Origin of the sequence: Janthinobacterium sp. TB1-E2 (assembly GCF_036885605.1) — a bacterium.
Classification (GTDB): domain Bacteria; phylum Pseudomonadota; class Gammaproteobacteria; order Burkholderiales; family Burkholderiaceae_D; genus Janthinobacterium; species Janthinobacterium aestuarii.
Genome location: NZ_CP142523.1, coordinates 1,143,509 through 1,167,111 on the forward strand (window position 1 = coordinate 1,143,509; position 23,603 = coordinate 1,167,111).

Consider the following 23,603-nt stretch of genomic DNA (forward strand, 5'->3'; position numbering starts at 1 on the left):
GGCTCTCATGCCCACACTGCACTACATTTTCGACCCGCTGTGCGGCTGGTGCTACGGCGCCGCGCCGCTGGTCGAGGCGGCGCGCGCCGTGCCTGGCCTGACGGTGGCGTTCCACGGCGGCGGCATGATGACGGGCAGCAATCGCCGCCAGATCACGCCCGAATGGCGTGGCTATGTGCTGCCGCATGACCGGCGCATCGAGCAAATGTCTGGCCAGCCCTTCGGCGACGCTTATATCAACGGCTTGCTGAACGACACGACGGCCATGATGGATTCCGAACCGCCGATCACGGCCATCCTGGCGGCTGAAGTCCTGGCCGGCAAGGGCCTGGACATGCTGCAGCGCGTGCAGCGCGCCCATTACGTGGACGGCTTGCGCATCGCCGACGTCCCCGTGCTGGTGACCTTGGCGCAAGAGCTGGGCATGGACGGGGCGGCATTCCAGGCCGAGTATGCGCGGCAGGCGGGCGCCGCCACGCAGCGGCACATCGACGCCAGCCGCGCCTTGCTGGCGCAGGTGGGCGGCCAGGGTTTTCCTACCTTCGTGCTCGACGATGGCAGCGGCAAGCTGTCCGTGATCGATATCGGCGGCTTCCTGGGCCAACCGGAGAAATTGCAGGCGCAACTGGGCGGCGTGTGCGATGCACAAGGGTGTGCATTGTAAATAGCTATCGATTCGATAAAATCAATTAGCTTTTCCTTTGTTGTTGACCTCGTTACACTGCTTCCATTAGTCAACAACGAAGGAAAAGCAGCCATGAGCCAACAGCCGCCATTCAGTACCGCATCGGGCATCCCCGTCGCCGACAACCAGAATTCCATCAGCGCCGGCCCCCGCGGCCCGCTGCTGCTGCAAGACTTCCACCTGATCGAAAAACTCCAGCATTTCAACCGCGAGCGCATTCCCGAGCGCGTCGTGCACGCGAAAGGTTCGGGCGCCTACGGCACCTTTACCGTCACGCACGACATCTCGCGCTACACCAAGGCCAAATTGTTTGCCGAAGTAGGCAAGCAGACGGCCACCTTCGCGCGCTTTTCCACGGTCGGCGGCGAACGCGGCAGTGCCGACACGGAACGCGACCCGCGCGGTTTCGCCGTACGTTTCTACACGGAAGAAGGTAACTGGGATTTGGTTGGCAACAACACGCCGATGTTCTTCATCAAGGACCCGATCAAGTTCCCCGATTTCGTCCACACACAAAAGCGCGATCCGCAAAGCAATCTGAAATCGGCCGAAATGATGTTCGACTTCTGGAGCCACGCGCCGGAAAGCCTGCACCAAGTCACCATGCTGTTTTCGGACCGGGGCACGCCGGACGGCTACCGCCACATGGATGGCTTCGGCAGTCACACGTATAGCCTGATCAATGCCGACGGCCAGCGCGTGTACGTGAAATGGCACTTCAAGACGCGCCAGGGCATCAAGAATCTGCCTGCCGCGGAAGCGGGCCGCCTGGCCGGTGCTGACCCCGACTACGCGCAGCGCGACCTGTTCGGCGCCATCGCACGCGGCGATTTTCCACAGTGGGAAGTCAAGCTGCAGGTGGCGACGCAGGAGCAACTCGATGCATGGGAGCAGCGCACGGGCTGGAACCCGTTCGACCTGACGAAAGTATGGCCGCACGCGGACTTCCCGCTGCTGCCGGTCGGTATTTTCGAGCTGAACCGTAACCCGGACAATTACCACGCGGAAGTCGAGCAAGCGGCCTTTTCGCCGGCCAACGCCGTGCCCGGCATGGGCTACTCGCCGGACAAGATGCTACAAGGCAGGCTGTTCGCCTACCACGACGCCCAGCTGTACCGGGTCGGCACGAACCACCAGCATCTGCCCGTGAACGCGGCCCGCTGCCTCTTCCACAACCAGCAGCGCGACGGCGGCATGGCGATCCACAATGGCGGTGCGGCGCAGAATTACGCGAACGTGGCGGCGGCAGGCAGCGCGCCGCAAGGGCTGGGCCATGGCGAGGGGGCGCTGGCGCTCGACGGCGGCGCGGCGCGCTACGATGGCCGCGGCGTGGAAGATGATTACACGCAAGCCGGCAATCTGTTCCGCCTGATGTCCGCGCAGGCGAAGCAAAACCTGTTCGACAACCTGGCTGCTCCCTTGAGTCTGGTGCGGCCGGAAACCTTGCAGCGTCAACTCGGTCACTTCGACCGGGCCGATGCCGCCTACGGCGCCGGCGTGCGGGCCGCCTTGCAGGCGCGCGGCGTGGCGTTGTAAGCGTGTGGCAGGCGGAACAAGCTTGTTCCGCCTGTTGTTGATGCAGCACAAATTAGAGACGGATACTAAATATTGCCGTATGGACATACTTGCCGTCCATGCGTAGACTTGTCGGTCTGATCTGACTAGAAAGTCTTGCAATATGAATATCGCGAAGCTGTCGGTGCATGGGGACGACCCCACGCTCAAATCCATCCTCGAAGTCTTGCCCACCGATCCGGAACGGCAATGGCGCAAGGGCGAGGCGAAGGGCGCGAATCGCGTGCATCTCGATTCCGGCTTTGAAGTGCTGATCGCGCAGGCGCCCAAATCGCAAGTGTTGCCCTCGCGCATACGCAGCTACCTGGCCGAATGCCGTTCGCGCGGCGTCACGTTCACGATGCCGCGCATCGTGGCCGAGCTGCAACTGGAGTTGAACGGCGACGACACGGTCGACGCGCCGCTCGACCTGTCGCTGGCCGACATGCAGCACCTGACGGAAATGGGCATCAGCCTGAGCCTGGTGACGCGCTCCGCCCCAGCCTGACTCCCCAGTGATACCGAAGTGGCCGCCCTGAACGCACGGGCGGCCATTGTTCGTCACGGCTCTTCGAGCTCGACGGTGACCATATTGTCGTCCGGCTTGCGGTCGATCAGCTTGTTGTCGGGATCGATGCCCGCCTTGCCGGGCCGGCTGCCGACGATGACGGTGTAGCTCGCCTGACGGGCCGTCATGCGCAGGCGCTCGCGCAGCAGCGGATGGCCATTCGCATCGTCGACGCCGATCTCGATCCAGTCGTGCAGCGGCGCGTCGTGTTCCTCTCCCTGTTCGCCAGCCGTCAATTTGCCCGCCTGCACCTTGATGGTGACGGCGTACTTGCCATCGCCGCGCTTGGTGGCCGTGGCTGACAGGGCGCGGTTGTCGAACAGCACGATTTTCTCGAACAGGTCGTCGATCAGATAAGCCTGCTCGGGCGGCGTGACCTGGCGCAAGCCGGCAATCAGCGCCGTCACGCTCGCATACGGCGGGCCTTTCTGGCCATAGGTCTTGAGCAGGTCGCGCAGCACGCCGTTGACCTTGTCTTCACCGATGATATCTTGCAGCAAGTACATGGCCAGGCTGCCCTTGTGGTAGTGGATGTAGGCCTGGTTTTCATTCTCGGCCAGCGGCAATTCTTTCTTGCGCTCTTCGCTGCGCCCCATCAGGTATTGATTCAGGTCATAGCGCAGGAAGCGGCGCATCTTGGCCGGCCCTGCGGTTTTCTTCATCACCATCAGCGCCGAGTATTCGGCCAGGGTTTCGCTGAGCACGGTGGCGCCGCGCGTGTTGCCACCCACCAATTGATGCGCCCACCACTGGTGCGCCACTTCATGCGCCGTGACGTAGAACGGATAGTCGATGTCTTTCGGGTTCTTGTCGTCCACCTTGGCGATGAAACCGAGGCCTTCCGAGTACGGAATCGTGTTCGGGAACGATTGCGCGAACGTGGCGTAGCGGGGGAACTCGACGATGCGCAGGATCTTGTGCTGGTAGGGGCCAAAGTTCTTCGTGTAGTACTCGAGCGCTTCCTTGCTGCCGCGCACGAAACGATCGAGGTTGTATTCATGTCCCGGGTGGTAATACACGTCGATGGCCACGTCTTGCCAGCGCTCATGCTTGACGGCGTAGCGGGCCGACTGGAACGCGTAGAAATTCAGGATGGGCTGGTCCATCGTGTAGTGGAAGTAATGGCGGCCCTTGGCGATCCAGTCGTTATCCAGCATGCCCGGCGCGATGGCCGTCTGGCCGTCGACGGTGCTGACGGTGGCGTCAAAGTTGATGCGGTCGGCATCGTTGCTGACGTAATTGTCGGCCAAGCCCTTCGCATCGTCGCGCGGCAAGGCTCGTTCGCGCGCCGGTAAGCCGTGTTTCTTGCGGTCGCGCGGGTCCGTCAATTCCTGCTGCGGCTGGTAGCCGATGTGCGGCAGCACGGCGTTCGTGAAGAAGGTGCCGTTGGCGACCACGGGCGTGTCCTGGCCCAGGCCGAAGATGCCGCGCGGCGCATAGCGGATGTCGAAATCGAGGCCCAGGGTGGCGCCCGGCGCCAGCGGCGCGGCCAGGCGGTAGCTGTAGAAGCCCAGCTTGCCGTCGTCGAGGCCGGGATGCACGCGCGCGTCAAAACGCAGGCGCATGGTGGCGGTCGGGTCTTGCTGCACAAAAATGTGGCTGATCGGCAGGCTGGTCTTGTTTTGCAGCAAATAGCGGCCCGTGACGATGAGGCTGCGCTGTGCCGGGTAGATGGCCACGTCGAGTTTCACGTCGGTGATTCTCGGCTGCGGCGTGGCGGCAAACTTGCGGTACTGGCGCTCGATGCTGGCGCGGTCCGCATCGCGGGAAAACTCGGACTGGTAATCGTTGGCCACGTGGAAAACATAGAACAGCACGCCGCCGGCGAAGACGAAGATCAGGGCGCCGCCGGCAAAGCTGGCCAGCACGCCATGCGTGAGGCCGTGGCGCGCCAGGCGCAGGCGGATGCGCCAGCTGTCCTGTGCGCCGCGGGGCCAGAACAGCAGCGACAGCACCGTCAGCATGACGGCCGCGCCGCTCCAGTACAGCAGGTACCAGCGCTCGCGCAACACAAAGTGGCCGGCGCCGTTCATGGCCGAATACACGACTTCCGGCGTGCTGCCGTACAGCAGCAGCGGGTCGCCCAGGCCCAGCGAAGAAAAACTGATGCTGGCGATGTGGTACAGAATCATGGCGAAATACGCGAGGTATTTCTGATTGATCAGCACCTGCACGAAGATGGCCAGCACGGCCACCAGCGCATAGTAGGGCAGGTGCGACAGGAACAGCGATTCCAGGTACAGGCCGGGGTCGAGGCGGTAATAGCCTTTGAAGACCTGGATTGACATGCCGCACAGCATGATGACCAGGCTCAGCAAGGCTTGCAGGCCGACCAGCGCCAACAGCTTCGACAGCAGGGGCAGCCAGTTCGGCATGGGCAGGGCGTCGAGCATCAGATACGTGCCCGCTTCCCGTTCACGCCACACCAGCTCGCCCGCGTAGAAGGTGGTAATGATCAGCATGAACAGGGCGAACGAGGCGCTGACCATGTCCAGCACCTTTTCCGTCACGGGATAGGTATTCGTGCCGTACATGGAACCCATGTCCAGCGCGCCCGCGTACATGGTCAGCACGCCGGCCAGCACGATGACGACAAAATAGATATTCTTGATGGTTTCGCGCAGGTTCAGCCAGCTCATCTTGAGAAGCAGGGCGGCCAGGTTGCGTTGCGCGAAGTCGGGCGTTTCCTGCGTGGACAGCGAGGCGTTCGACAGGCGCTGCGGCGCCTCGCCCTCGCTGCGGCGCCTGGCGGCGCCCGCGTCCGTTGTCGCGTGGAACTGGAAGCGCCAGTAGCCGAGCAGCAAGGCCACGAGGGCGAAGCCCGACCAGATGGCGCGGTTCAGCAGGTACACGCCTTCCAGGGTCACCAGGCGCGTGTTGCGCTCCGCGTTCGGCCAGTATTCCGTCAGGCGTATCAGCGCCGTCGTGCCGAAGGGGTCGATCAGTGCGGCCAGGGTCTTGTAGTCGAGGTCGCGCGCCAGCGACGGCGCCACCAGGTAGCCGATCAGCATCACCACCGAGCTGATGTACACCGGCAGCATGCGCCGCGTGAGTGCCGCGATGACGAAGAAGATGGCGCCGAAGATGAACAGGTTCGGCAGCAGGGTAAATACATACGGCATCAGGTAGGCGAGCGCCCGTTGCGGCCCCAGCCGTTCCGGGTCGATGCCGGGCAGCCAGGCGCCCAGCCAGGCACCGATGACGATGCTGGAAAACACCACGGCCAGCACCAGATAGGCGCCGAGGAAGCGGCCGAATACGTACTGGTATTTCTTGATCGGCGCGCTGAAGAAGAAATGCTGCATGCCGTATTCGAAATCCTGCTGCACCGAGCGGCCCATCATGGCGGCCACCACCACGGCGCCGAAACAGCCGAGCAGGCTGCACGTGAACGCCAGCGAGCGCGGCGCGTTGATCAGGAACTTGCCGCCGAAACTGATGCTCGCTTCCTTGAAGACGCCGCCGGCGGCCGCCATCCACAGCATGGCCAGCGCCAGGAACATGGCGAAATACACCCAGGTGGACAGCAGCTTGAGCCGCTGTCGCGCTTCAAAGCGGGCAATGGCAAACATGGCCGTCCCCTCAGTCGCACTGCTGGGCGACGCGGTGGCGCCCGGCAATGGTGGCGAAATACAGGTCTTCGAGGTCGCCGATGGCTTCCTCGAAGCCGTCGCCCGGGTCGTCGTCGCTGTAGACGTGGATCAGGGTACGGCCCGACAGCAAACGCGTGGAAATGACGGCGTGGCGCTGCTGGAAGCTGGCCAGCTCTTTCTTGTCGACAAAGCGCGCCCAGATCTTGCAGCTGACTTCGTCGATCAGTTCCTGGGTCTTGCCGCACAGCAGCAAATGGCCCTTGTTGATGATGGCCATGTTGGCGCACAGGTCGGCCACGTCGGACACGATGTGGGTCGACAGGATCACCGTCTTGTCTTCACCGATGTCGGACAGCAAGTTGTGAAAGCGCACACGCTCCTGCGGGTCGAGGCCGGCCGTCGGCTCGTCGACGATGATCAGCTTCGGGTCGCCCAGCAGGGCTTGCGCGATGCCGAAGCGCTGGCGCATGCCGCCGGAAAAGCCGCCCAGGCGCTGGTGGCGCACGTCGAACAGATTGGTTTGCTGCAACAGCCCGTCGACGACTTCGCGCCGGCGCGCCCGCTGCGACAAGCCTTTTAACATGGCGAAGTGGTCGAGCAGCTCGTAGGCCGTCACTTTCGGGTACAGGCCGAAGTCTTGCGGCAGGTAGCCGAGCATGCGGCGGATCTCGTCCTTGTCGTCGAGCACGTCGTAGTCGCCGAAGAAGATCGAGCCGGAATCGCATTCCTGCAAGGTGGCCAGGGTGCGCATCAGGGTCGACTTGCCGGCGCCGTTCGGGCCCAGCAAGCCGAACATGCCTGGCGGTATCGTCAGCGAAACATTGTCCAGCGCCACCACGCCATTCGCGTAGGTCTTCGACAATTTGCGGATCTGCAATTCCATACAACTCCTAACTCATGCGTTGCTGCCCGGTGCGACAGGGCTACTCTATGCTGGCATTGTATTGAATTTAAGACGTACTGGGCAGTTGCATGCGATACACGGCATTTTCGCGTGCCCAGAGTGCAGCCGGGCGGGGCGGATGGCGCCCCGCTTCACCCCTTGTGGGATTGTCTAGTTGCGGAAGAGTACGGATTCGCGATTAAACCACCAGCGGCACAGGGCCAGCAGCGCGCCAGCGATCACCGTCGTCGAGGCCAGGATCACGCCGAACATGCGGTAATCCATGGTGCCCTTGACCAGTTCCTTCATGGCCAGCGACACATTCGTCAGCGGCACCATGGCCCACATCCAGTTCAGCTCGACGCCGGGCAGCATGGCCGCCACCGTGGGCAGGATGACGAACAGCATCAGCGGCGTGATCATGCCGGCCGCTTCCTTGTAGCTTTTCGCGTAGATCGAGATCGACAGCAGCAGCGAGGCAAAAATGGCGGCCGTCGGCACCAGCATCAGGGTCACCATGGCCAGGTCGGGCAAGCCGATGCTGCGCACCATGACGGCCATGTTGCCTTCGAGCGAACTGCCGAAGATGGCCAGCAGGGCGCCCATGCTGCCCACCATCAGCACGGCCGAGGTCATGCCGACGGTAAACAGCACGAGGAATTTGGCCACCACGATGGCGCTGCGCGGCACGGGCGCCAGCAGCAGGGTTGCCAGGGTGCCCCGTTCCTTTTCGCCCGCGCCCAGGTCGATGGCCGGATACATGGCCGCCGTCAGGCACACCATCAGCAGCAGATACGGCAGCATGCCGCCAACGATGGCGCCCATCTGCTCGCGCTCATTGGCCGTCGATTGCTTGTCGAGCACGATGGGGTGCAGGGCAAAGGCCAGCTGGGCCGGGCTCAGGTTCAGGGCCGACAGCGCGCTTTCGCGCAGGCTGGCGTTGTAGGCCTCGACGATCTCGCGCACCCGCTGCTGGGTCACGTCGACCGTGCTGGCGCTGTTGTAGTGCAGAGTGACCTTGGCTTGCTGCTGTTGCTTCAGCGTCTCTTCAAATTGCGGCGGAATGACGACGGCGAACTTGATGCTGTCGTCGCCGATGGCGCGGCGGATGTCGCCCTCGCTGGCCAGCGGCACTTCGCGCAGGTTGTGCTGCTGCGCAAAACGCGCGCTCAAGCCCGGTGAATGGTCCTTGCCGAACAGCGCGTAGCGCATTTCCGCCGTTTTCGCGTTCTTGAACATATTGCTGGAAACATAAGCGAAGCCGCCAAAGATCAGCGGCATGGCAAAGATGGGGATGAGGATGGTGAAGATCAGCGTCTTGCGGTCGCGCGTGAGTTCCAGCAACTCTTTCAGATAAATGGTCCACATGGCTCAGGCTCCCTGGTTGATGACGCTGACAAAGGCGTCGTACAAGTCCGCGCTGCCGCCCAGGTGGCGCAGTTCGTTGACCGTGCCATTGAAGGCGGTGGTGCCGCGGTTGATGATGCAGACGCGGTCGCACAGCTTTTCCACCTCGTGCAGGTGGTGCGTGGAAAAGATCAGCGGCACGCGCAGCGCCTTGTAGCTGGCGATGAAGTCGAGCAGGATCTTGGCCGACATTACGTCGAGGCCCGTCGTCGGCTCGTCAAGGATCACCACCTGCGGCTCGTGCACGACGGTGCGGGCGATCGCGCATTTCTGTTTCATGCCCGTTGACAGCTGATCGGCCCGCTTGCCGCCGTACTCTTCCATTTGCAGCAGGGCAAACAGCTCGTCGCAGCGGCGTTTCAGCTTGTCGGCCGGCATGCCATGCAGGCGGCCAAAGTACTCGACGTTTTCGCGCGCCGTCAGGCGGCCGTACAAGCCTGTTGAACCGGACAGGAAGCCGATGCTCTGGCGCGCCACCAGCGGTTGCTGCAAGACATCGACGCCGTTGACGAGGGCGCTGCCCGCGTCCGCCTGCAAGGCCGTCGATAGCAGGCGCAGGGTGGTCGTCTTGCCAGCGCCATTCGGGCCGAGCAGGCCCAGCACTTCGCCCGGAGCGCAGCTGAAACTGACGTCGCGCACGGCGTGGAACCAGCCCTCATGTTCGCGCGGATCGCTGACGTGCACGCCCTTGCCCTTGTGGGGCGGCATGCGGAAACGTTTTGCCAGGTGCTTGACCTCTATCATGTGCTTCATCCATTCAATGGTGAAGAACGAGAGTAGCATGCAAAAAATGTAACTTGCAAGGTGGAAATATCGTTTGGTCTATTGAAAAAAACAGCATCTTCATGCAAGCTGGCCCGGTGGGCGCCGCGGATGGCGCGGGAGAGCGCAATGCAAACGATCGATCAGGCAATGCAGGACAAGGTACTGGCCGTGGCCCGCGCCGGCATGACCAGTGCCGAAGCCATCGGTTTCTTCCGCGTCAGCCTGGGGCTGTACTACCTGGCCGGCCTGATGACGGAGGAAACGCTCGATTTCAAGCAGATCGACGCGCAGTACAACCGTTTTATCTACCACTCCATAGGTGGCGGGCACAGCATCGCCAGCGTGCTGCAATTCATGAGCGGCGAAAAAGTCTTGCGCGTGCTGCAATCGGAGCGTTTTCGCGCCGCGTTTGCCCAGCACTGCCCGGACATTCCCGTCGACAGTATTTCTTTCCTGATTTCACTGAACCTGGGCGTGGCGAAAAGCCTGTCCGGCCTGGACGCCGTCGGCCCCGTGGTGGACTGGATCGAGCAGGAAAAAGCGCGCACAAGTCAATAAAGCCCCGATCCCCCTGCGCGCGGCGTGGGGACGGCTGGTCGCTATCGTCCTATAATTCATGTTTTCCCTGACATGAATAGCCACGATGACCGCAAACCGCCATTTTCACCCCCTGGATCGTTTGATTGTTGGCGCCGACAAGGCCCTGCGCGTCATGGCGGGCGTGGCCTCGGCCTCGCGCCCCACGCCAGCCGCACATGCGCCCGATGCGGAGCTGAGCCCGGCCGAACAGCGCCACAGCGCCGGCTTGATGCGCGTCAACCATGTGGGCGAAGTGTGCGCGCAAGCCCTGTACAACTCGCAGGCGCGCTATGCGCACAGCCCGGCCATCCGCGCCCAGTTCGACGAAGCGGGACGCGAAGAGGAAGACCACTTGGCCTGGACGGCCCAGCGCCTGACGGAGCTGGGCTCGCGTCTGAGTCTGCTCAATCCCCTGTGGTACGCGGGTTCGTTTGCGCTGGGTACCATTGCCGCGCGCATGGGCGACGGCCGCAGCCTGGGTTTTGTAGTGGAAACGGAACGCCAGGTGGAAGCGCATTTGGCTAGCCACTTGCAGGAATTACCGCCGCAGGACGCCAAGTCGCGCGCCATCGTCAAGCAAATGGCCATCGACGAAGTGGAACACGGCGCCGCCGCCCAGCGACTGGGCGCCATCGACACCCCGGCGCCCGTGAAGGCGCTGATGGGGTTGATGGGCAAAGTGATGACAAAAACAGCGTATTACATCTGATACTTCTGCGTAGATCGGGTAGGTCGGATTAGGCCGCAGGCCGTAATCCGACAACATTGTTGGCGCCGGTAGTGTCGTCGGATTACGCGGGGCTTGCCCCGCTAATCCGACCTACATCATTCCTCGATGATTTCGAAGGAATGCGTAATCTCGGCCGTCTTGGCCAGCATGATCGACGCCGAGCAATATTTGTCATGCGACAAGGCCACGGCCCGCTCCACGGCCGTCGGTTTCAGGGCCTTGCCCCGCACCGTGAAGTGGAAGTGGATCTTGGTGAATACTTTCGGATCGGTGTCGGCGCGGTCGGCCTTCAGGGTCACCTCGCAGCCACTGACGGCTTCGCGGCCCCGTTTCAGGATCAGCACCACGTCATAGGCGGTGCAGCCGCCCGTGCCCAGCAAGACCATTTCCATGGGGCGTGGCGCCAGGTTGTGGCCGCCGCCATCGGGCGCGCCATCCATGGTCACCAGGTGGCCGGAACCCGTTTCTGCCCGAAAACTCATGCCCGACGGGCCATTCCAGCTGACTTTGCATTCCATCGTACTCTCCGAAAATTGTAAGCGTTTTGTATTGTAATAGAGGAATGCCCATCCATGTGCCGCCCGCCGGGCCGCAGCCGGCCTCGATTGCAGCTTGACGCGGCAAGGCAAAGCCGCTTATACTTGTCGGCTTTCCGTTCGCTCAGGAAAAGTAAATAAGGCAGAGTCCGCACGGCAGCATCGGCGGAACCACCATTTGAGCGTGTAATCTATTAGGAAGTCAACATGAAAACATTTTCCGCTAAAGGACATGAAGTCCAGCGCGATTGGTTCGTGGTTGACGCGACGGACAAAGTCCTCGGACGTGTTGCCAGCGAAGTGGCACTCCGACTGCGCGGCAAACACAAACCAGAATTTACTCCTCACGTCGATACCGGCGACTTTATCGTCGTCATCAACGCAGGCAAACTGCGTGTGACCGGTACCAAAGCTACTGAGAAAATTTACTACCGTCACTCTGGCTATCCAGGCGGCATCTACGAAACCAACTTCCAGAAAATGCAACAGCGTTTTCCAGGTCGCGCGCTTGAGAAAGCGGTCAAAGGCATGCTGCCTAAAGGCCCACTCGGCTACGCAATGATCAAGAAGCTGAAAGTGTACGCGGAAGGTTCCCATCCGCACGCTGCTCAGCAACCTAAAGCACTTGTTCTCTAAGGAACTGACATGATCGGTAATTACAATTATGGAACCGGCCGTCGCAAAAGTGCAGTGGCTCGGGTTTTTATCAAAGTTGGCACAGGCTTGATCGTTGTTAACGGCAAACCAGCAAACGAATACTTTTCGCGCGAAACGGGTCTGATGGTCATCCGTCAACCACTGGAACTGACCGGCAATGTCGAGCGTTTCGACATCAAAGTCAACGTCCATGGCGGCGGTGAGTCGGGCCAGGCTGGTGCAGTTCGTCACGGCATCACCCGCGCTCTGATCGACTACGATGCAGCGTTGAAACCGGAACTGGCAAAAGCCGGCTTCGTTACCCGCGATGCACGTGAAGTCGAGCGTAAAAAAGTTGGTCTGCGCAAAGCACGTCGCGCAAAGCAATTCTCGAAGCGTTAATTTCTACGCTACAGCACCTTCCGGGGTGCTGGTCGAAAAGCCGCTGGACTTCGGTCCCGCGGCTTTTTTGCATTTCAGCGTGACTCGGCGTTGCGCTGTAAAATACGCGGAAAACCCGCAGGGGTAGCGTTTCCCCTCATCTTTATGCAATCTATACACAAGGAAAGAACATGATCAAAGTTGGCATCGTCGGCGGCACTGGATACACGGGCGTGGAATTGCTGCGCTTGCTCGCTACCCATCCAGATGTCGAGTTGACGGCGATTACCTCGCGCAAGGAAGATGGCTTGCCCGTTGCTGACATGTATCCTTCCCTGCGCGGCCATGTCAAACTGGCGTTTTCCTCGCCGGACAAGGCGAACCTGGAGCAGTGCGACGTGGTCTTCTTTGCGACCCCGCATGGCGTTGCCATGGCGCAAGCACCAGCCCTGCTGGCCGCCGGCGTGAAAGTCATCGACCTGGCCGCCGACTTCCGCCTGAAAGACCAGGCCAAGTTCGAGCAGTGGTACAAGATTCCCCACACGGCCCCCGAGTTGATCGAACAGGCCGTGTACGGCTTGCCGGAACTGAACCGCGAAGACATCAAGCAAGCCAAGCTGATCGCCAACCCAGGTTGCTACCCGACCACTATGCAGCTGGGCTTTTACCCGCTGTTGAAAGCTGGCCTGGTCAACGCGGGCGGCTTGATCGCCGACTGCAAGTCGGGCGTGTCCGGCGCCGGCCGCAAGGCGGAGATCGGCATCCTGTTCTCGGAAAGCAGCGACAGTTTCAAGGCCTACGGCGTGGCCGGCCACCGCCACCTGCCGGAAACGACGGCGCAACTGCAGCGTTTCACGGACGAGAAAGTGGCGCTGACCTTCACGCCGCACCTGGTGCCGATGATCCGCGGCATGCATTCGACCCTGTACGCGCAGCTGAACAAGGATGTCAGCAATGACGAATTGCAATCTTTGTTCGAAGAGCAATACAAGGATGAGCCGTTCGTCGACGTGATGCCATTCGGCTCGCACCCGGAAACCCGCTCCACGCGTGGCTCGAACATGCTGCGCCTGGCCTTGCACCGTCCCGAAGGCGGCAACACCGTCATCGTGCTGGTGGTGCAGGACAATCTGGTCAAGGGCGCGTCGGGCCAGGCCGTGCAGTGCATGAACTTGATGTTTGGCTTGAAAGAAACGGCCGGTTTGCAACACATCGCCGTGATGCCGTAACGATACGCGACGGTGCTTGCGCGGGTCCGGCGCCTTTTTGCCGGACCTGTGATAAATTGGACTGCCACCTACCCCGACAGGATGACGTTCATGTTCGAGCGCAACGCGAAAAATCCCATCGACACCTTGATCGGCGCTTCCACGCGGATCGAGGGCGACCTGCTGTTTTGCGGCGGCTTGCGCATCGATGGCCATGTGCGCGGCAACGTCACGGGCGAGCCGGGCGAGCCCACATATATAGTGCTGGGCGAAGCGGGCCGCATCGATGGCGAAGTGCGCTGCTCGAGCCTGGTCGTCAGCGGCGAGATCAATGGCCCCGTGTATGTGTCCGAAATGCTTGAAATCCAGCCAAAAGCCCGCATTGTAGGAGAGGTCTATTACAAGGTGCTGGAAATGCACAGCGGTGCATTGGTGCAAGGCAAGCTCAGTCGGCACGACAGCGCCGACCCCGTGCTGCACCTGGCCGTGTCGGAAATGTGAGCAGGAACAACACCGTCCAGCCGCATCAGCGGCGGCCGCAGCGCGACTTGCGCCAACAGTCTATAATGACTTAATGTTTTCTAGTAGGAGTGCCTGATATGAATGCCGTCGCTGAAATGCAAGATGTGATCCCTTCCCCTATTATCTTTACCGATAGCGCCGCTGAAAAAGTCGCGCAGCTGATCGAAGAAGAAGGCAATCCCGACCTGAAATTGCGCGTCTTCGTGCAGGGCGGCGGCTGCTCCGGTTTCCAGTATGGCTTCACCTTCGACGAAATCGTCAACGAAGATGACACCACCATGGTCAAGAACGGCGTCCAGCTGTTGATCGATTCCATGAGCTACCAGTACTTGGTCGGCGCGGAAATCGACTACAAGGATGACCTGGAAGGCGCACAGTTCGTGATCAAGAATCCTACCGCTACTTCTACCTGCGGTTGCGGTTCATCGTTCTCGGTATAAAGTAGTTTTATCGGAATGTAAAAATAGCGGATCATCGATCCGCTATTTGTGTTTCTGCGCTGGCTTAGCTCGGATATAAGGCGCCCAGTACCCTCAGCCCCTGCGCCCCCGTCACGGCCGGCAGATTGCCCGGCTTGCGCTGCGTAAAGCGCCAGGCCAGCCACGCAAAGGCCAGCGCCTCGACCTGACTGGGCGCCACGCCCAGCGCTTCTGTCGATTCCACCGCCATGCCCGGCAATGCACGGGCCAGCGCCGCCATCAGGCTGGCGTTCTGCGCGCCACCGCCACACACGTATACCGTTTCCGCCTGTGCCCCGTCGCGTAGGATGGCATGCGCCAGGCTGGCGGCCGTCAGCTGTGTCAGGGTCGCCTGCACGTCGGCAGGATTGGCTTGCGGGTAGTTGCTCAGCTTGTCCTGCAACCAGCCGGCATGGAACAGGTCGCGCCCCGTGCTTTTCGGCGCCGGCAAGTCAAAATACGGTTCATTGAGCAAGTCTGCCAGCAGGGTGGGGATGACCTGGCCTGTCGCTGCCCAGGCGCCGTTGGCGTCGTAGGGCTGGCCCAGGTGCCGCAGGGCCCAGCCATCCATCAGTGCATTGCCGGGGCCCGTGTCGTAGCCTGTCACGGTGCCGTCCGCGTGCAGCACGCTGATATTGCTGATGCCGCCGATATTGGCCAGCACGCGCGTGTGGCCGGGCAGATTGAAAACGGCCTGGTGAAAAGCGGGCACCAGGGGCGCGCCCTGGCCGCCGGCCGCCACGTCGCGGCTGCGCAAGTCGGCGATGACGTCGATGCCCGTCAGTTCGGCCAGCAAGGCGGGGTTGTTCAGCTGGCGCGTAAAGCCCAGCTCGGGGCGGTGGCGGATAGTCTGGCCATGCGCGCCGATGGCGGTGACGGCATCCGGGCCGATGCCCGCGTTGCTCAGGAGCTGGGCGACGCAGTCGACGTAATGGCGCACGAGCTGGTTTGCCGCCAGCGCTTCGCGTTCGATTTCATTCTGGCCGGCACTTTGTAGCGCCATCAGATCGTCGCGCAGGCTGGCGGGGAAGGGAATGTAGGCATCGCCGAGGCTGCGTGTGCCGCCATCATCGGAAAAGTCGACCAGCGCGCCGTCAACGCCGTCCAGGCTGGTGCCAGACATCAGACCGATATACAGCATGGGTATTCCTTGAGTGCGTAAGTGATGGGGTGCATTGTGCCGCATTTTCCTGTTCAAAAAATAAAGGCACCGGCCATCTGCATGGGCGGTGCCTTTATATGTTGCCCGAAGGCAGTGGTACTTAGCGCGAAGCCAGTGCCGTGTCGTTCGGACGCAGCAGGGTGAAGCGGTGCATCATGTCGGCCGATACCATGCGGAAGCGGCTCAGCTCGGCGGCCGTCAATGGCGCCTGGGCTTGTACGTTCAGCTTGCTTGGATCTTGTGCCACGCCGCCGACGCGGAATTCATAGTGCAAATGCGCGCCCGTGGACCAGCCGGTGGTGCCGACGTAGCCGATCACATCGCCCTGGCTGACTTTTTGACCTTTTTTCAGACCCGAAGCGAAGCGGCTCATGTGGGCGTAGGCGGTGCTGTAGTTGGCCCAGTGTTTCAGGACAACAACATTGCCATAGCCATTTTGGCTGCCGACGGAATCGACCACGCCATCGCCCGAGGCGCGGATAGGCGTACCCGTTGCTGCGGCGAAATCGATGCCCTTGTGCGCTTTCCAGTTGCCGGAAATCGGGTGCACGCGCATGGAGAAGCCGGATGAGATGCGGGAGAATTCGAGGGGGGATTTCAGGAAGGCTTTTTTGAGGGACTTGCCGTCGAAGCTGTAGTAACCGCCGCCTTGTTTGCTGGCTGGGTCTTCGAACCAAACGGACTGGTAAGTCGTGCCGCGGTTGGTGAATTCACCGGCCAGGATGCGGCCCGCTCGGACAAATTCGCCATCTTGCCAGAATGTCTCGTAGACAACATTGAACGAGTCGCCGCGTTTCAGGTCGGAGCGGAAGTCGATATTGGTGGAGAACATTTCCACGATTTGTGCGGAAATCGAGTCTGGCAGGCGGGTGCCGTCCAGGCTGGAGTCGGTGGCGGCGAACAAGGTGGAAGTAATCTTGCGCGCGTGCATTTCAACGCGGCGTTCCAGCTGGGCTGCCACTTCCGTGGCCACGAACTTGTCGCCCTTGCGGGTGATCAGGATGTTCTTGACCGATTTGTCCGTGCCGTCGACAAGGGTGGCGCGCATCCAGTTGAGGTCGCCGTTTTCGGTCGTTTGCGCTTGCACGCGCTTGCCCGATTTCAGCAACATCACGCCGCGCGCGATCTTGTCGGTTTTAATGAAATTGGCGGCCGCCTGATCATCCACGCCGAGACGGGTCAGCAGAGTGGCGAGGGTATCGCCAGCGCGGACTTTTTCTTCGTGGGTGAAATTCTGGTCTACCTGTTCCATCGCGGAAATTTGCGAGGCGAGATCAGGCATTTCCAGGTTTTGGGCGATGGACGTGACCGGCAAGTCCGATGCGTCGGGCGCCATGGGCGACACAGCGACCGCGCCGAAGGCGGCCACGGCGAGCAGCACCGCGGACGCGCCAATAATGCGCGCCTTGCGGGTCGTCGTCAGCTGTGTGTACAAGCGTGAGCCTGTGATTTTATGTATAGGGTTCATGCAATCAGTTAAAATTTGCCCTTGAACGTGACCTGAGCTAGCGCTCTTTGTTATTGTTATTTTGATTCGTTTTCATACGGCAAGATTGATGGGATCGAGCATTATAACAAACTCCGCAAACCTACTACCATTTTGAGATCTACAGTCAAATTTTATGGAAATCAACACCACCGCATCGCCTACAAAGGCTAACGCCGCTCAGACCGCGCTTCCGCTGTCTGACAGAGTACAAGAAGCCCTCGCGATTACCAAGCGTGGCGTCGACGAACTATTGATCGAAAGCGAATTTGCGCAAAAATTAGCACGCTCCGAGAAAACCGGTGTTCCGCTGCGCATCAAACTGGGCCTGGACCCGACCGCACCTGACTTGCATCTGGGTCACACTGTCGTCCTGAACAAGATGCGCCAGCTGCAAAACCTCGGCCATCAAGTCATTTTCCTTATTGGCGACTTCACGTCCATGATCGGCGACCCTTCTGGCCGCAACGTCACGCGCCCGCCATTGACCAAGGAACAGATCGAGATTAACGCGATGACGTATTTCGCGCAAGCATCTTTAGTGCTGGACGCCAGCAAGACGGAAATTCGCTATAACTCCGAATGGTGCGATCCGCTGGGCGCGCGCGGCATCATCCAACTCGCTTCCCACTACACGGTGGCGCGCATGATCGAGCGCGACGATTTCACCAAGCGCTTCCAGGGCGGCATTCCTATTTCCGTCCATGAATTCCTGTACCCGCTGATGCAAGGCTACGACTCGGTGGCCCTGAAATCGGACCTGGAACTGGGCGGCACGGACCAGAAGTTCAACCTGCTGGTGGGCCGTGAACTGCAAAAGCAGTACGGACAGGAGCAGCAGTGTATTTTGACCATGCCGCTGCTGGAAGGTTTGGACGGCGTGGAAAAAATGTCCAAGTCGAAGAATAACTACATCGGCATCACGGAACCGGGCAACACCATGTTCGCCAAGCTGATGAGCATTTCCGACGTCATGATGTGGCGCTACTACGAGCTGCTGTCGTGGCGCTCGATCGCCGAACTGGCCCAGCTGAAGCGCGAAGTCGAGGAAGGCCGCAATCCGCGCGATGCCAAGGTTGCGCTGGCGCAAGAAATCGTCGCCCGCTTCCATTCGCAACAGGCGGCCGAAGATGCGCTGGCCGACTTCGTCAACCGCTCGAAGGGCGGCATTCCCGACGATATCCCGGAAGTGAGCCTGGCTGGCGCACCGCTGGGCATCCCGCAATTGCTCAAGCAAGCCGGTCTGTGCCCATCCACGTCGGAAGCCATGCGCAAGATCGACCAGGGCGGCGTGCGCATCGACGGCACCGTCATCAGCGACAAGGGCTTGCAAGTGGAAGCCGGTCAGTTCGTGTTGCAAGTTGGCAAGCGCAGCTTTGCTCGCGTCACCTTGACGGCATGATCGCGCTGCTGCAAAGAGTCACGCAGGCCAAGGTGGATGTCGATGGCGCCACCATCGGCGCCATCGACGCCGGACTGATGGTGCTCGTGTGCGCCGAGCGGGGCGATACGGAGAAGGAAGCGGACGCCTTGCTGACCAAACTGCTCGGCTACCGCGTGTTTGCCGACGAGGCGGGCAAGATGAACCGCAGCGTGACGGACGTGGCCGGCGGCTTGCTGCTGGTGCCGCAGTTTACGCTGGCGGCCGATACCAAGTCCGGCACGCGCCCGTCGTTTACGCCGGCCGCCGCGCCGCAGGACGGCTTGCGCCTGTTCACGCATTTCGTGGACCAGGCGCGCAGCCGCCATGCGACCGTACAAACGGGGCAGTTCGGTGCCGACATGCAAGTGTCGCTCACCAATGACGGCCCCGTCACATTCTGGCTGCAGGTGAACGCCAAATAAGCGTCAAACAATAACTATAAAGAGGAGCAAGCGATGAAATTGTGGAGCGAGACGTTTCGTGATGGCGGCCTGATGCCGGCCGACTATGCTTTTGCCGAGATTGATCGGGCCAGTCGCGTGCGCCTCGCCGGCAACCGCAATCCCCATCTGGCCTGGGACGATGTGCCCAACGGCACCGAGTCGCTGGCCCTGTTCTGCATCGACCCCGATGCGCCGCAAGACGCCAGCCTGGCCAACCGCGATGACCAGGCCCTGTCGCTGACGGCGCTGCGCGGCGACTTTTATCACTGGAGCTTGCTCGACTTGCCACCGGCCATACGGGTTATTGCCGCCGGAGAATTTTCCAGCGGCATAACTCCCCGTGGCAAGGCGGCCGCTCCTGGGCTGCGCCAAGGCATCAACGACTACACGGGCTGGTTTGCAGGCGATGCCGCCATGGCCGGCGATTATTACGGCTATGATGGTCCGTGCCCGCCGTGGAATGACGAGCGCATCCACCACTATCTTTTCCGCCTGTATGCGCTCGACGTGCCGCAGCTGGCTTTGCCCGAGCGTTTCACGGGGCAGCAAGCCCATGCCGCCCTGTACGGCCACATCCTCGACGAAGCCCAGCTCGTCGTCGCCTATTCGCTCAATCCCGAGTTGGCACTTACTCTGAAGAAATAACGCATGAGCACCACGATTTTATTGATACGCCATGGCGAGACGGCCTGGAATGCGGGCCGCCGCCTGCAGGGCCATATCGACATCGCCTTGAACGAGGCGGGCCTGGCGCAAGCGGCCGCGCTGGGACAGGCGCTGGCGGACGAACCGCTGGCCGCCATCATTGCCAGCGACCTGCAGCGCGCGCAGCAGACGGCGCAAGCCGTGGCCGACGTGAACAAGCTGCCAGTGCAGACTGACCCCTTGCTGCGCGAGCGCTGCTATGGCGCTTTCGAAGGCTTGTTGTATGCGGACATCGCCGCGCGCTATCCGCACGAGTATGCGCAATGGCAATCGCGCCAGATCGACGCCGTGATGCCGTCTGGCGAGCGCCAGGCCGAAAGTTTCCGCCAGTTCTATGCGCGCGCGAATGGCGCCATCGCCCGCTGGGCCCAGCAATATGACGGCCAGACGATCGCCATCGTGGCCCACGGCGGCGTACTCGAGTGCGCTTACCGCGAGGCGGTCGGCATGACGCTCGACAGTCCGCGCGACTTCCAGGTCAAAAATGCCAGCGTCAACCGGTTTTCTTACGCCGACGGCAAGCTGCATTTAGTGCACTGGGGAAATATCGAGCACCTGAGCGCACCCGCGATGGACGAGCTGGGCTAAGCGGCCTCATCGCCACTCTGACGCACTGAGCTAAAAAAATAGTGCTTATTAAATAGGCAGGGAATCGGTTAAAATAGCAGGTTCCTCCGTCCATTCCAGGTTCCTCAGTGCAAATCGGCCCTCACATTCTGCGCAATAACGTTTTCGTCGCTCCCATGGCGGGCGTGACGGATCGGCCTTTCCGCCAGTTGTGCAAGCAGTTGGGTGCCGGCTACGCCGTGTCGGAGATGGCGGCGTCGAATCCGCGCCTGTGGGCGACGGAAAAAAGCGCGCGCCGTACGGACCACGAAGGTGAAATGGAGCCGAAAGCCGTGCAGATCGCCGGCGCCGATCCGCAAGACCTGGCCGACTGCGCCAAGTTCAATGTGGATCGGGGCGCACAGATCATCGACATCAACATGGGTTGCCCCGTGAAAAAGGTGTGCAACAGCTGGTGCGGTTCGGCTCTGTTGCAAGATGAAAGCCTGGTCGAAAAGATTTTGCACGCCGTCGTCAATGCCGTCGACGTGCCTGTCACCCTGAAATTTCGCACGGGCTGGAACCGTTCCAACAAGAATGCCCTGACGATCGCCCGCATCGCCGAGCAAGCCGGCATCCAGATGCTGACCTTGCACGGCCGCACGCGTGCCGATGGCTACAAGGGCGATGCCGAGTATGAAACCATTGCCGCCGTGAAAGCATCAGTGGGCATCCCCGTGGTGGCCAATGGCGACATTACCAGTCCGGAAAAGGCCCGCTTTGTGCTCGATCAAACGGGCGCCGATGCCGTCATGATCGGCCGCGCGGCGCAGGGCCGGCCGTGGATTTGTCGCGAGATCGACCATTTCCTGCGCACCGGCACCTTGCTGCCGGCGCCGTACGTGGATGAAGTGCGCACCCTGATGGACGAGCATTTGCGCGCCCATTACGCGTTTTACGGTGAATTTCTCGGCGTGCGCACGGCGCGCAAGCACATCGGCTGGTACGTCAAGGATCTGGAAGGCGGCGAAGCGTTCCGCCAGCAAATGAACTTGCTGGAATCGACGGATGCGCAATTGCTGGCCGTCGATCAATTTTTTGAGTCGCAATGGAAATTTGGCGAACGGTTACAATACCGCCTCTCCGAATCCAGTGAAAGTGGCCTGATAGAAGCGGCCACGGCAGCATGAGCAGATAGCAAGGTAGTGGCATAAGTTATAAGCAATAGTGATCAGTACGAGTGATAAGAAGTACAAGGGCGAGCGCCTATACAGAGCGTCATGCAATATTAATTACAACATCAAGGCAAGAGGGCAGCACGCGGACCGCATGAGCGACGCGGCGCCGGATGGCCAGGTGTTCAGCCGGTTGAAGCATACAAATGAGCAAAGAAAGCATTCAGGAAGTCGTACAGAAAAGTCTAGAAGATTACTTCAATGACCTGGGCGAACAGCAAGCATCGAATATCTACGACATGGTCGTGCTGACCGTGGAAAAGCCCATCCTGGAAGTCGTGATGACACGCGCCGATGGCAACCAGTCGCACGCCGCGCAGATGCTGGGCATCAACCGCAATACCCTGCGCAAGAAATTGCAGGAGCACGGTTTGCTGTAATGCCGGCATGCAAGTGACGCCAAGATTTGAATCCGCCGCAGCAGCCTTCGCCTGAAGACTGAACTGCGCCATTCGCCAAGAACACTTAACCACCTAGCCACAGCCATGATCAAACAAGCTCTCCTCTCCGTTTCCGACAAGACCGGCGTTCTCGAATTCGCCCGCGCCCTGTCCGCCCTCGGCGTCAACCTCCTGTCCACGGGCGGCACCGCCAAATTGCTGGCAGACAACGGTGTTCCTGTCACGGAAGTGGCCGATTACACGGGTTTCCCGGAGATGCTCGATGGCCGCGTGAAAACCCTGCACCCAAAAGTGCACGGCGGTATCCTGGCGCGCCGTGATTTCCCTGAACACATGTCGAAACTGGTCGAGCACGACATGCCGACCATCGACATGGTGGTGGTCAACCTGTACCCGTTCCAAGGCACGGTCGCCAAGGCCGATTGCACGCTGGAAGACGCGATCGAAAACATCGATATCGGCGGCCCCACCATGCTGCGTTCGGCGGCCAAGAACCACAAGGACGTGGTCGTCATCTGCGACCCGACCGACTATGACGTGGTGCTGGCGGAAATGCGTGCGGCCGATGGCAAGGCAGGCGACGTCAGCTACGACACCAAGTTCATGCTGGCGAAAAAAGTCTTTGCGCACACGGCGCAATACGATGGCGCCATCACCAACTACCTGACGAGCCTGGGCCCGACGAAAGTGCACGCCGAGCGCGGCGCCTATCCGCAAATCCTGAACGTTGCCTTTGAAAAAGTGCAAGACATGCGCTACGGTGAAAACCCGCACCAGAGCGCCGCTTTCTACCGCGACCTCGTCACCACCGACGGCGCGCTGGCCAACTATCGCCAGTTGCAAGGCAAGGAATTGTCGTACAACAACATCGCCGATGCCGATGCGGCCTGGGAATGCGTGAAGAGCATGGGCGGCTTCGAGCAAAGCGCCGCGTGCGTCATCGTCAAGCACGCGAACCCATGCGGCGTGGCCCTGGGCAAGAATGCGGCGGAAGCGTATGCGCGCGCCCTGCAGACGGACCCGACCTCGGCATTCGGCGGCATCATCGCCTTCAACACGGAACTCGACGGCGCCACCGCCGGCGAAATCGCCAAGCTGTTCGTCGAAGTGCTGATCGCCCCGTCGTTCTCCGCCGAAGCGAAACAGATTCTGTCGAGCAAGCAAAACGTGCGCATGCTGGAAATCCCGCTGGGCAGCGGCGTGCACGCCATGGACTTCAAGCGCGTCGGTGGCGGTCTGCTGGTGCAATCGCCTGACGCTAAAAACGTCGGTATCGGCGACTTGCGCGTGGTCAGCAAGCTGCAGCCAACGCCGCAGCAACTGGCCGACCTGATGTTCGCCTGGAAAGTGGCGAAATTCGTCAAGTCGAACGCCATCGTCTTCTGCGGCAATAACATGACCCTGGGCGTGGGCGCTGGCCAGATGAGCCGTATCGATTCGGCCCGCATCGCTTCCATCAAGGCGCAAAACGCGGGCCTGTCGCTGACGGGCTCCGTCGTGGCGTCGGACGCCTTCTTCCCGTTCCGCGACGGCCTCGACGTCGTCGTCGACGCGGGCGCGACCTGCGTCATCCACCCGGGCGGCTCGATGCGCGACCAGGAAGTGATCGATGCGGCGGACGAGCGCGGCGTGGTCATGCTGTACACGGGCACGCGTCACTTCCGTCATTGATATCGATAGAGAGAGTAGGTCGGATT

General features: G+C 61.1%; 24 protein-coding genes. 17 read left to right on the plus strand and 7 right to left on the minus strand.

Going from position 1 to position 23,603, the window contains the following annotated elements:
• Nucleotides 1-7 precede the first annotated feature (7 nt).
• The 3 genes from OPV09_RS05170 to OPV09_RS05180 all read left to right on the plus strand — a co-directional run bounded on the left by OPV09_RS05170 (nt 8) and on the right by OPV09_RS05180 (nt 2,747).
• Nucleotides 8-664: a DsbA family protein gene (locus tag OPV09_RS05170; RefSeq protein ID WP_034749270.1), complete on the plus strand. Its 657-nt coding sequence runs from the start codon at nt 8-10 to the stop codon at nt 662-664.
• A 93-nt stretch (nt 665-757) separates the two neighbouring features.
• The gene (locus OPV09_RS05175; RefSeq protein ID WP_338680760.1) at nt 758-2,221 is read left to right on the plus strand and encodes a catalase; all 1,464 of its coding nucleotides are present in this window, start codon (nt 758-760) and stop codon (nt 2,219-2,221) included.
• 142 nt (nt 2,222-2,363) lie between these two features.
• Entirely contained in the window at nt 2,364-2,747 is a 384-nt protein-coding gene (locus tag OPV09_RS05180) for a hypothetical protein (RefSeq protein ID WP_338680762.1), read from the plus strand.
• Between the two features lie 53 nt (nt 2,748-2,800).
• Here the strand turns inward: OPV09_RS05180 and OPV09_RS05185 are convergent, their stop codons facing one another.
• The 4 genes from OPV09_RS05185 to OPV09_RS05200 all read right to left on the minus strand — a co-directional run bounded on the left by OPV09_RS05185 (nt 2,801) and on the right by OPV09_RS05200 (nt 9,434).
• The gene (locus tag OPV09_RS05185; RefSeq protein WP_338680763.1) at nt 2,801-6,379 is read right to left on the minus strand and encodes an ABC transporter permease/M1 family aminopeptidase; all 3,579 of its coding nucleotides are present in this window, start codon (nt 6,377-6,379) and stop codon (nt 2,801-2,803) included.
• Nucleotides 6,380-6,389: 10 nt separating this feature from the next.
• Nucleotides 6,390-7,283, minus strand: coding sequence for an ABC transporter ATP-binding protein (locus OPV09_RS05190; protein WP_034749256.1), 894 nt, complete (start codon nt 7,281-7,283; stop codon nt 6,390-6,392).
• A 171-nt stretch (nt 7,284-7,454) separates the two neighbouring features.
• Entirely contained in the window at nt 7,455-8,651 is a 1,197-nt protein-coding gene (locus tag OPV09_RS05195; RefSeq protein WP_338680764.1) for an ABC transporter permease, read from the minus strand.
• Between the two features lie 3 nt (nt 8,652-8,654).
• A complete protein-coding gene (locus tag OPV09_RS05200) occupies nt 8,655-9,434 on the minus strand; it encodes an ATP-binding cassette domain-containing protein (protein ID WP_331778662.1) in 780 nt (259 codons plus the stop codon).
• Nucleotides 9,435-9,581: 147 nt separating this feature from the next.
• On the opposite strand from OPV09_RS05200, the gene OPV09_RS05205 reads away from it, so the two are divergent.
• Together OPV09_RS05205 and coq7 are read left to right on the plus strand one after the other, a co-directional pair.
• Nucleotides 9,582-10,013, plus strand: coding sequence for a hypothetical protein (locus OPV09_RS05205; RefSeq protein ID WP_338680765.1), 432 nt, complete (start codon nt 9,582-9,584; stop codon nt 10,011-10,013).
• A gap of 85 nt (nt 10,014-10,098) precedes the next feature.
• Nucleotides 10,099-10,743 carry a 2-polyprenyl-3-methyl-6-methoxy-1,4-benzoquinone monooxygenase gene (gene coq7 / locus OPV09_RS05210; protein WP_034749238.1) on the plus strand — a complete coding sequence of 215 codons (645 nt, stop codon included), beginning with the start codon at nt 10,099-10,101 and terminating at the stop codon, nt 10,741-10,743.
• Between the two features lie 116 nt (nt 10,744-10,859).
• Here coq7 and OPV09_RS05215 read toward each other — a convergent pair whose 3' ends face one another.
• Nucleotides 10,860-11,282, minus strand: coding sequence for an OsmC family protein (locus tag OPV09_RS05215; protein WP_034749235.1), 423 nt, complete (start codon nt 11,280-11,282; stop codon nt 10,860-10,862).
• A gap of 225 nt (nt 11,283-11,507) precedes the next feature.
• On the opposite strand from OPV09_RS05215, the gene rplM reads away from it, so the two are divergent.
• The 5 genes from rplM to erpA all read left to right on the plus strand — a co-directional run bounded on the left by rplM (nt 11,508) and on the right by erpA (nt 14,487).
• Complete coding sequence (gene rplM, locus OPV09_RS05220) at nt 11,508-11,936, plus strand: 50S ribosomal protein L13 (RefSeq protein WP_010393282.1); 429 nt, start codon at nt 11,508-11,510, stop codon at nt 11,934-11,936.
• A 9-nt stretch (nt 11,937-11,945) separates the two neighbouring features.
• Complete coding sequence (gene rpsI, locus OPV09_RS05225; protein WP_010393285.1) at nt 11,946-12,338, plus strand: 30S ribosomal protein S9; 393 nt, start codon at nt 11,946-11,948, stop codon at nt 12,336-12,338.
• Between the two features lie 170 nt (nt 12,339-12,508).
• On the plus strand, nt 12,509-13,546 hold the full coding sequence (gene argC, locus OPV09_RS05230; RefSeq protein WP_338680770.1) for an N-acetyl-gamma-glutamyl-phosphate reductase: 1,038 nt from the start codon (nt 12,509-12,511) through the stop codon (nt 13,544-13,546).
• A 90-nt stretch (nt 13,547-13,636) separates the two neighbouring features.
• Nucleotides 13,637-14,026 (plus strand): bactofilin family protein, encoded by a 390-nt coding sequence (locus OPV09_RS05235; protein WP_034749532.1) that lies wholly within the window; start codon nt 13,637-13,639, stop codon nt 14,024-14,026.
• 98 nt (nt 14,027-14,124) lie between these two features.
• The gene (erpA, locus tag OPV09_RS05240; RefSeq protein ID WP_029496047.1) at nt 14,125-14,487 is read left to right on the plus strand and encodes an iron-sulfur cluster insertion protein ErpA; all 363 of its coding nucleotides are present in this window, start codon (nt 14,125-14,127) and stop codon (nt 14,485-14,487) included.
• Between the two features lie 64 nt (nt 14,488-14,551).
• On the opposite strand, the gene OPV09_RS05245 is transcribed toward erpA, so the two are convergent.
• Together OPV09_RS05245 and OPV09_RS05250 are read right to left on the minus strand one after the other, a co-directional pair.
• Nucleotides 14,552-15,646 (minus strand): anhydro-N-acetylmuramic acid kinase, encoded by a 1,095-nt coding sequence (locus tag OPV09_RS05245; RefSeq protein WP_338680771.1) that lies wholly within the window; start codon nt 15,644-15,646, stop codon nt 14,552-14,554.
• A 121-nt stretch (nt 15,647-15,767) separates the two neighbouring features.
• On the minus strand, nt 15,768-17,135 hold the full coding sequence (locus OPV09_RS05250) for a M23 family metallopeptidase (protein WP_034749221.1): 1,368 nt from the start codon (nt 17,133-17,135) through the stop codon (nt 15,768-15,770).
• 154 nt (nt 17,136-17,289) lie between these two features.
• Here OPV09_RS05250 and tyrS point away from each other — a divergent pair, with 154 nt between their 5' ends.
• From tyrS to purH, 7 genes are all read left to right on the plus strand, one after another.
• Nucleotides 17,290-18,555 carry a tyrosine--tRNA ligase gene (tyrS, locus tag OPV09_RS05255; protein ID WP_034749219.1) on the plus strand — a complete coding sequence of 422 codons (1,266 nt, stop codon included), beginning with the start codon at nt 17,290-17,292 and terminating at the stop codon, nt 18,553-18,555.
• Nucleotides 18,552-18,998, plus strand: a complete 447-nt coding sequence (dtd, locus tag OPV09_RS05260; protein WP_338680772.1) for a D-aminoacyl-tRNA deacylase — start codon at nt 18,552-18,554, stop codon at nt 18,996-18,998. The genes tyrS and dtd overlap by 4 nt, the downstream gene beginning before the upstream one ends.
• A 33-nt stretch (nt 18,999-19,031) precedes the next feature.
• Entirely contained in the window at nt 19,032-19,664 is a 633-nt protein-coding gene (locus OPV09_RS05265) for a YbhB/YbcL family Raf kinase inhibitor-like protein (RefSeq protein WP_338680773.1), read from the plus strand.
• A 3-nt stretch (nt 19,665-19,667) separates the two neighbouring features.
• Nucleotides 19,668-20,312 carry a histidine phosphatase family protein gene (locus OPV09_RS05270; protein ID WP_338680774.1) on the plus strand — a complete coding sequence of 215 codons (645 nt, stop codon included), beginning with the start codon at nt 19,668-19,670 and terminating at the stop codon, nt 20,310-20,312.
• Between the two features lie 107 nt (nt 20,313-20,419).
• Entirely contained in the window at nt 20,420-21,460 is a 1,041-nt protein-coding gene (gene dusB, locus OPV09_RS05275) for a tRNA dihydrouridine synthase DusB (protein WP_072456748.1), read from the plus strand.
• Between the two features lie 191 nt (nt 21,461-21,651).
• Nucleotides 21,652-21,885 (plus strand): helix-turn-helix domain-containing protein, encoded by a 234-nt coding sequence (locus OPV09_RS05280; RefSeq protein ID WP_008445162.1) that lies wholly within the window; start codon nt 21,652-21,654, stop codon nt 21,883-21,885.
• Nucleotides 21,886-21,990: 105 nt separating this feature from the next.
• The gene (purH, locus tag OPV09_RS05285; RefSeq protein WP_139091735.1) at nt 21,991-23,577 is read left to right on the plus strand and encodes a bifunctional phosphoribosylaminoimidazolecarboxamide formyltransferase/IMP cyclohydrolase; all 1,587 of its coding nucleotides are present in this window, start codon (nt 21,991-21,993) and stop codon (nt 23,575-23,577) included.
• Nucleotides 23,578-23,603 lie beyond the last annotated feature (26 nt).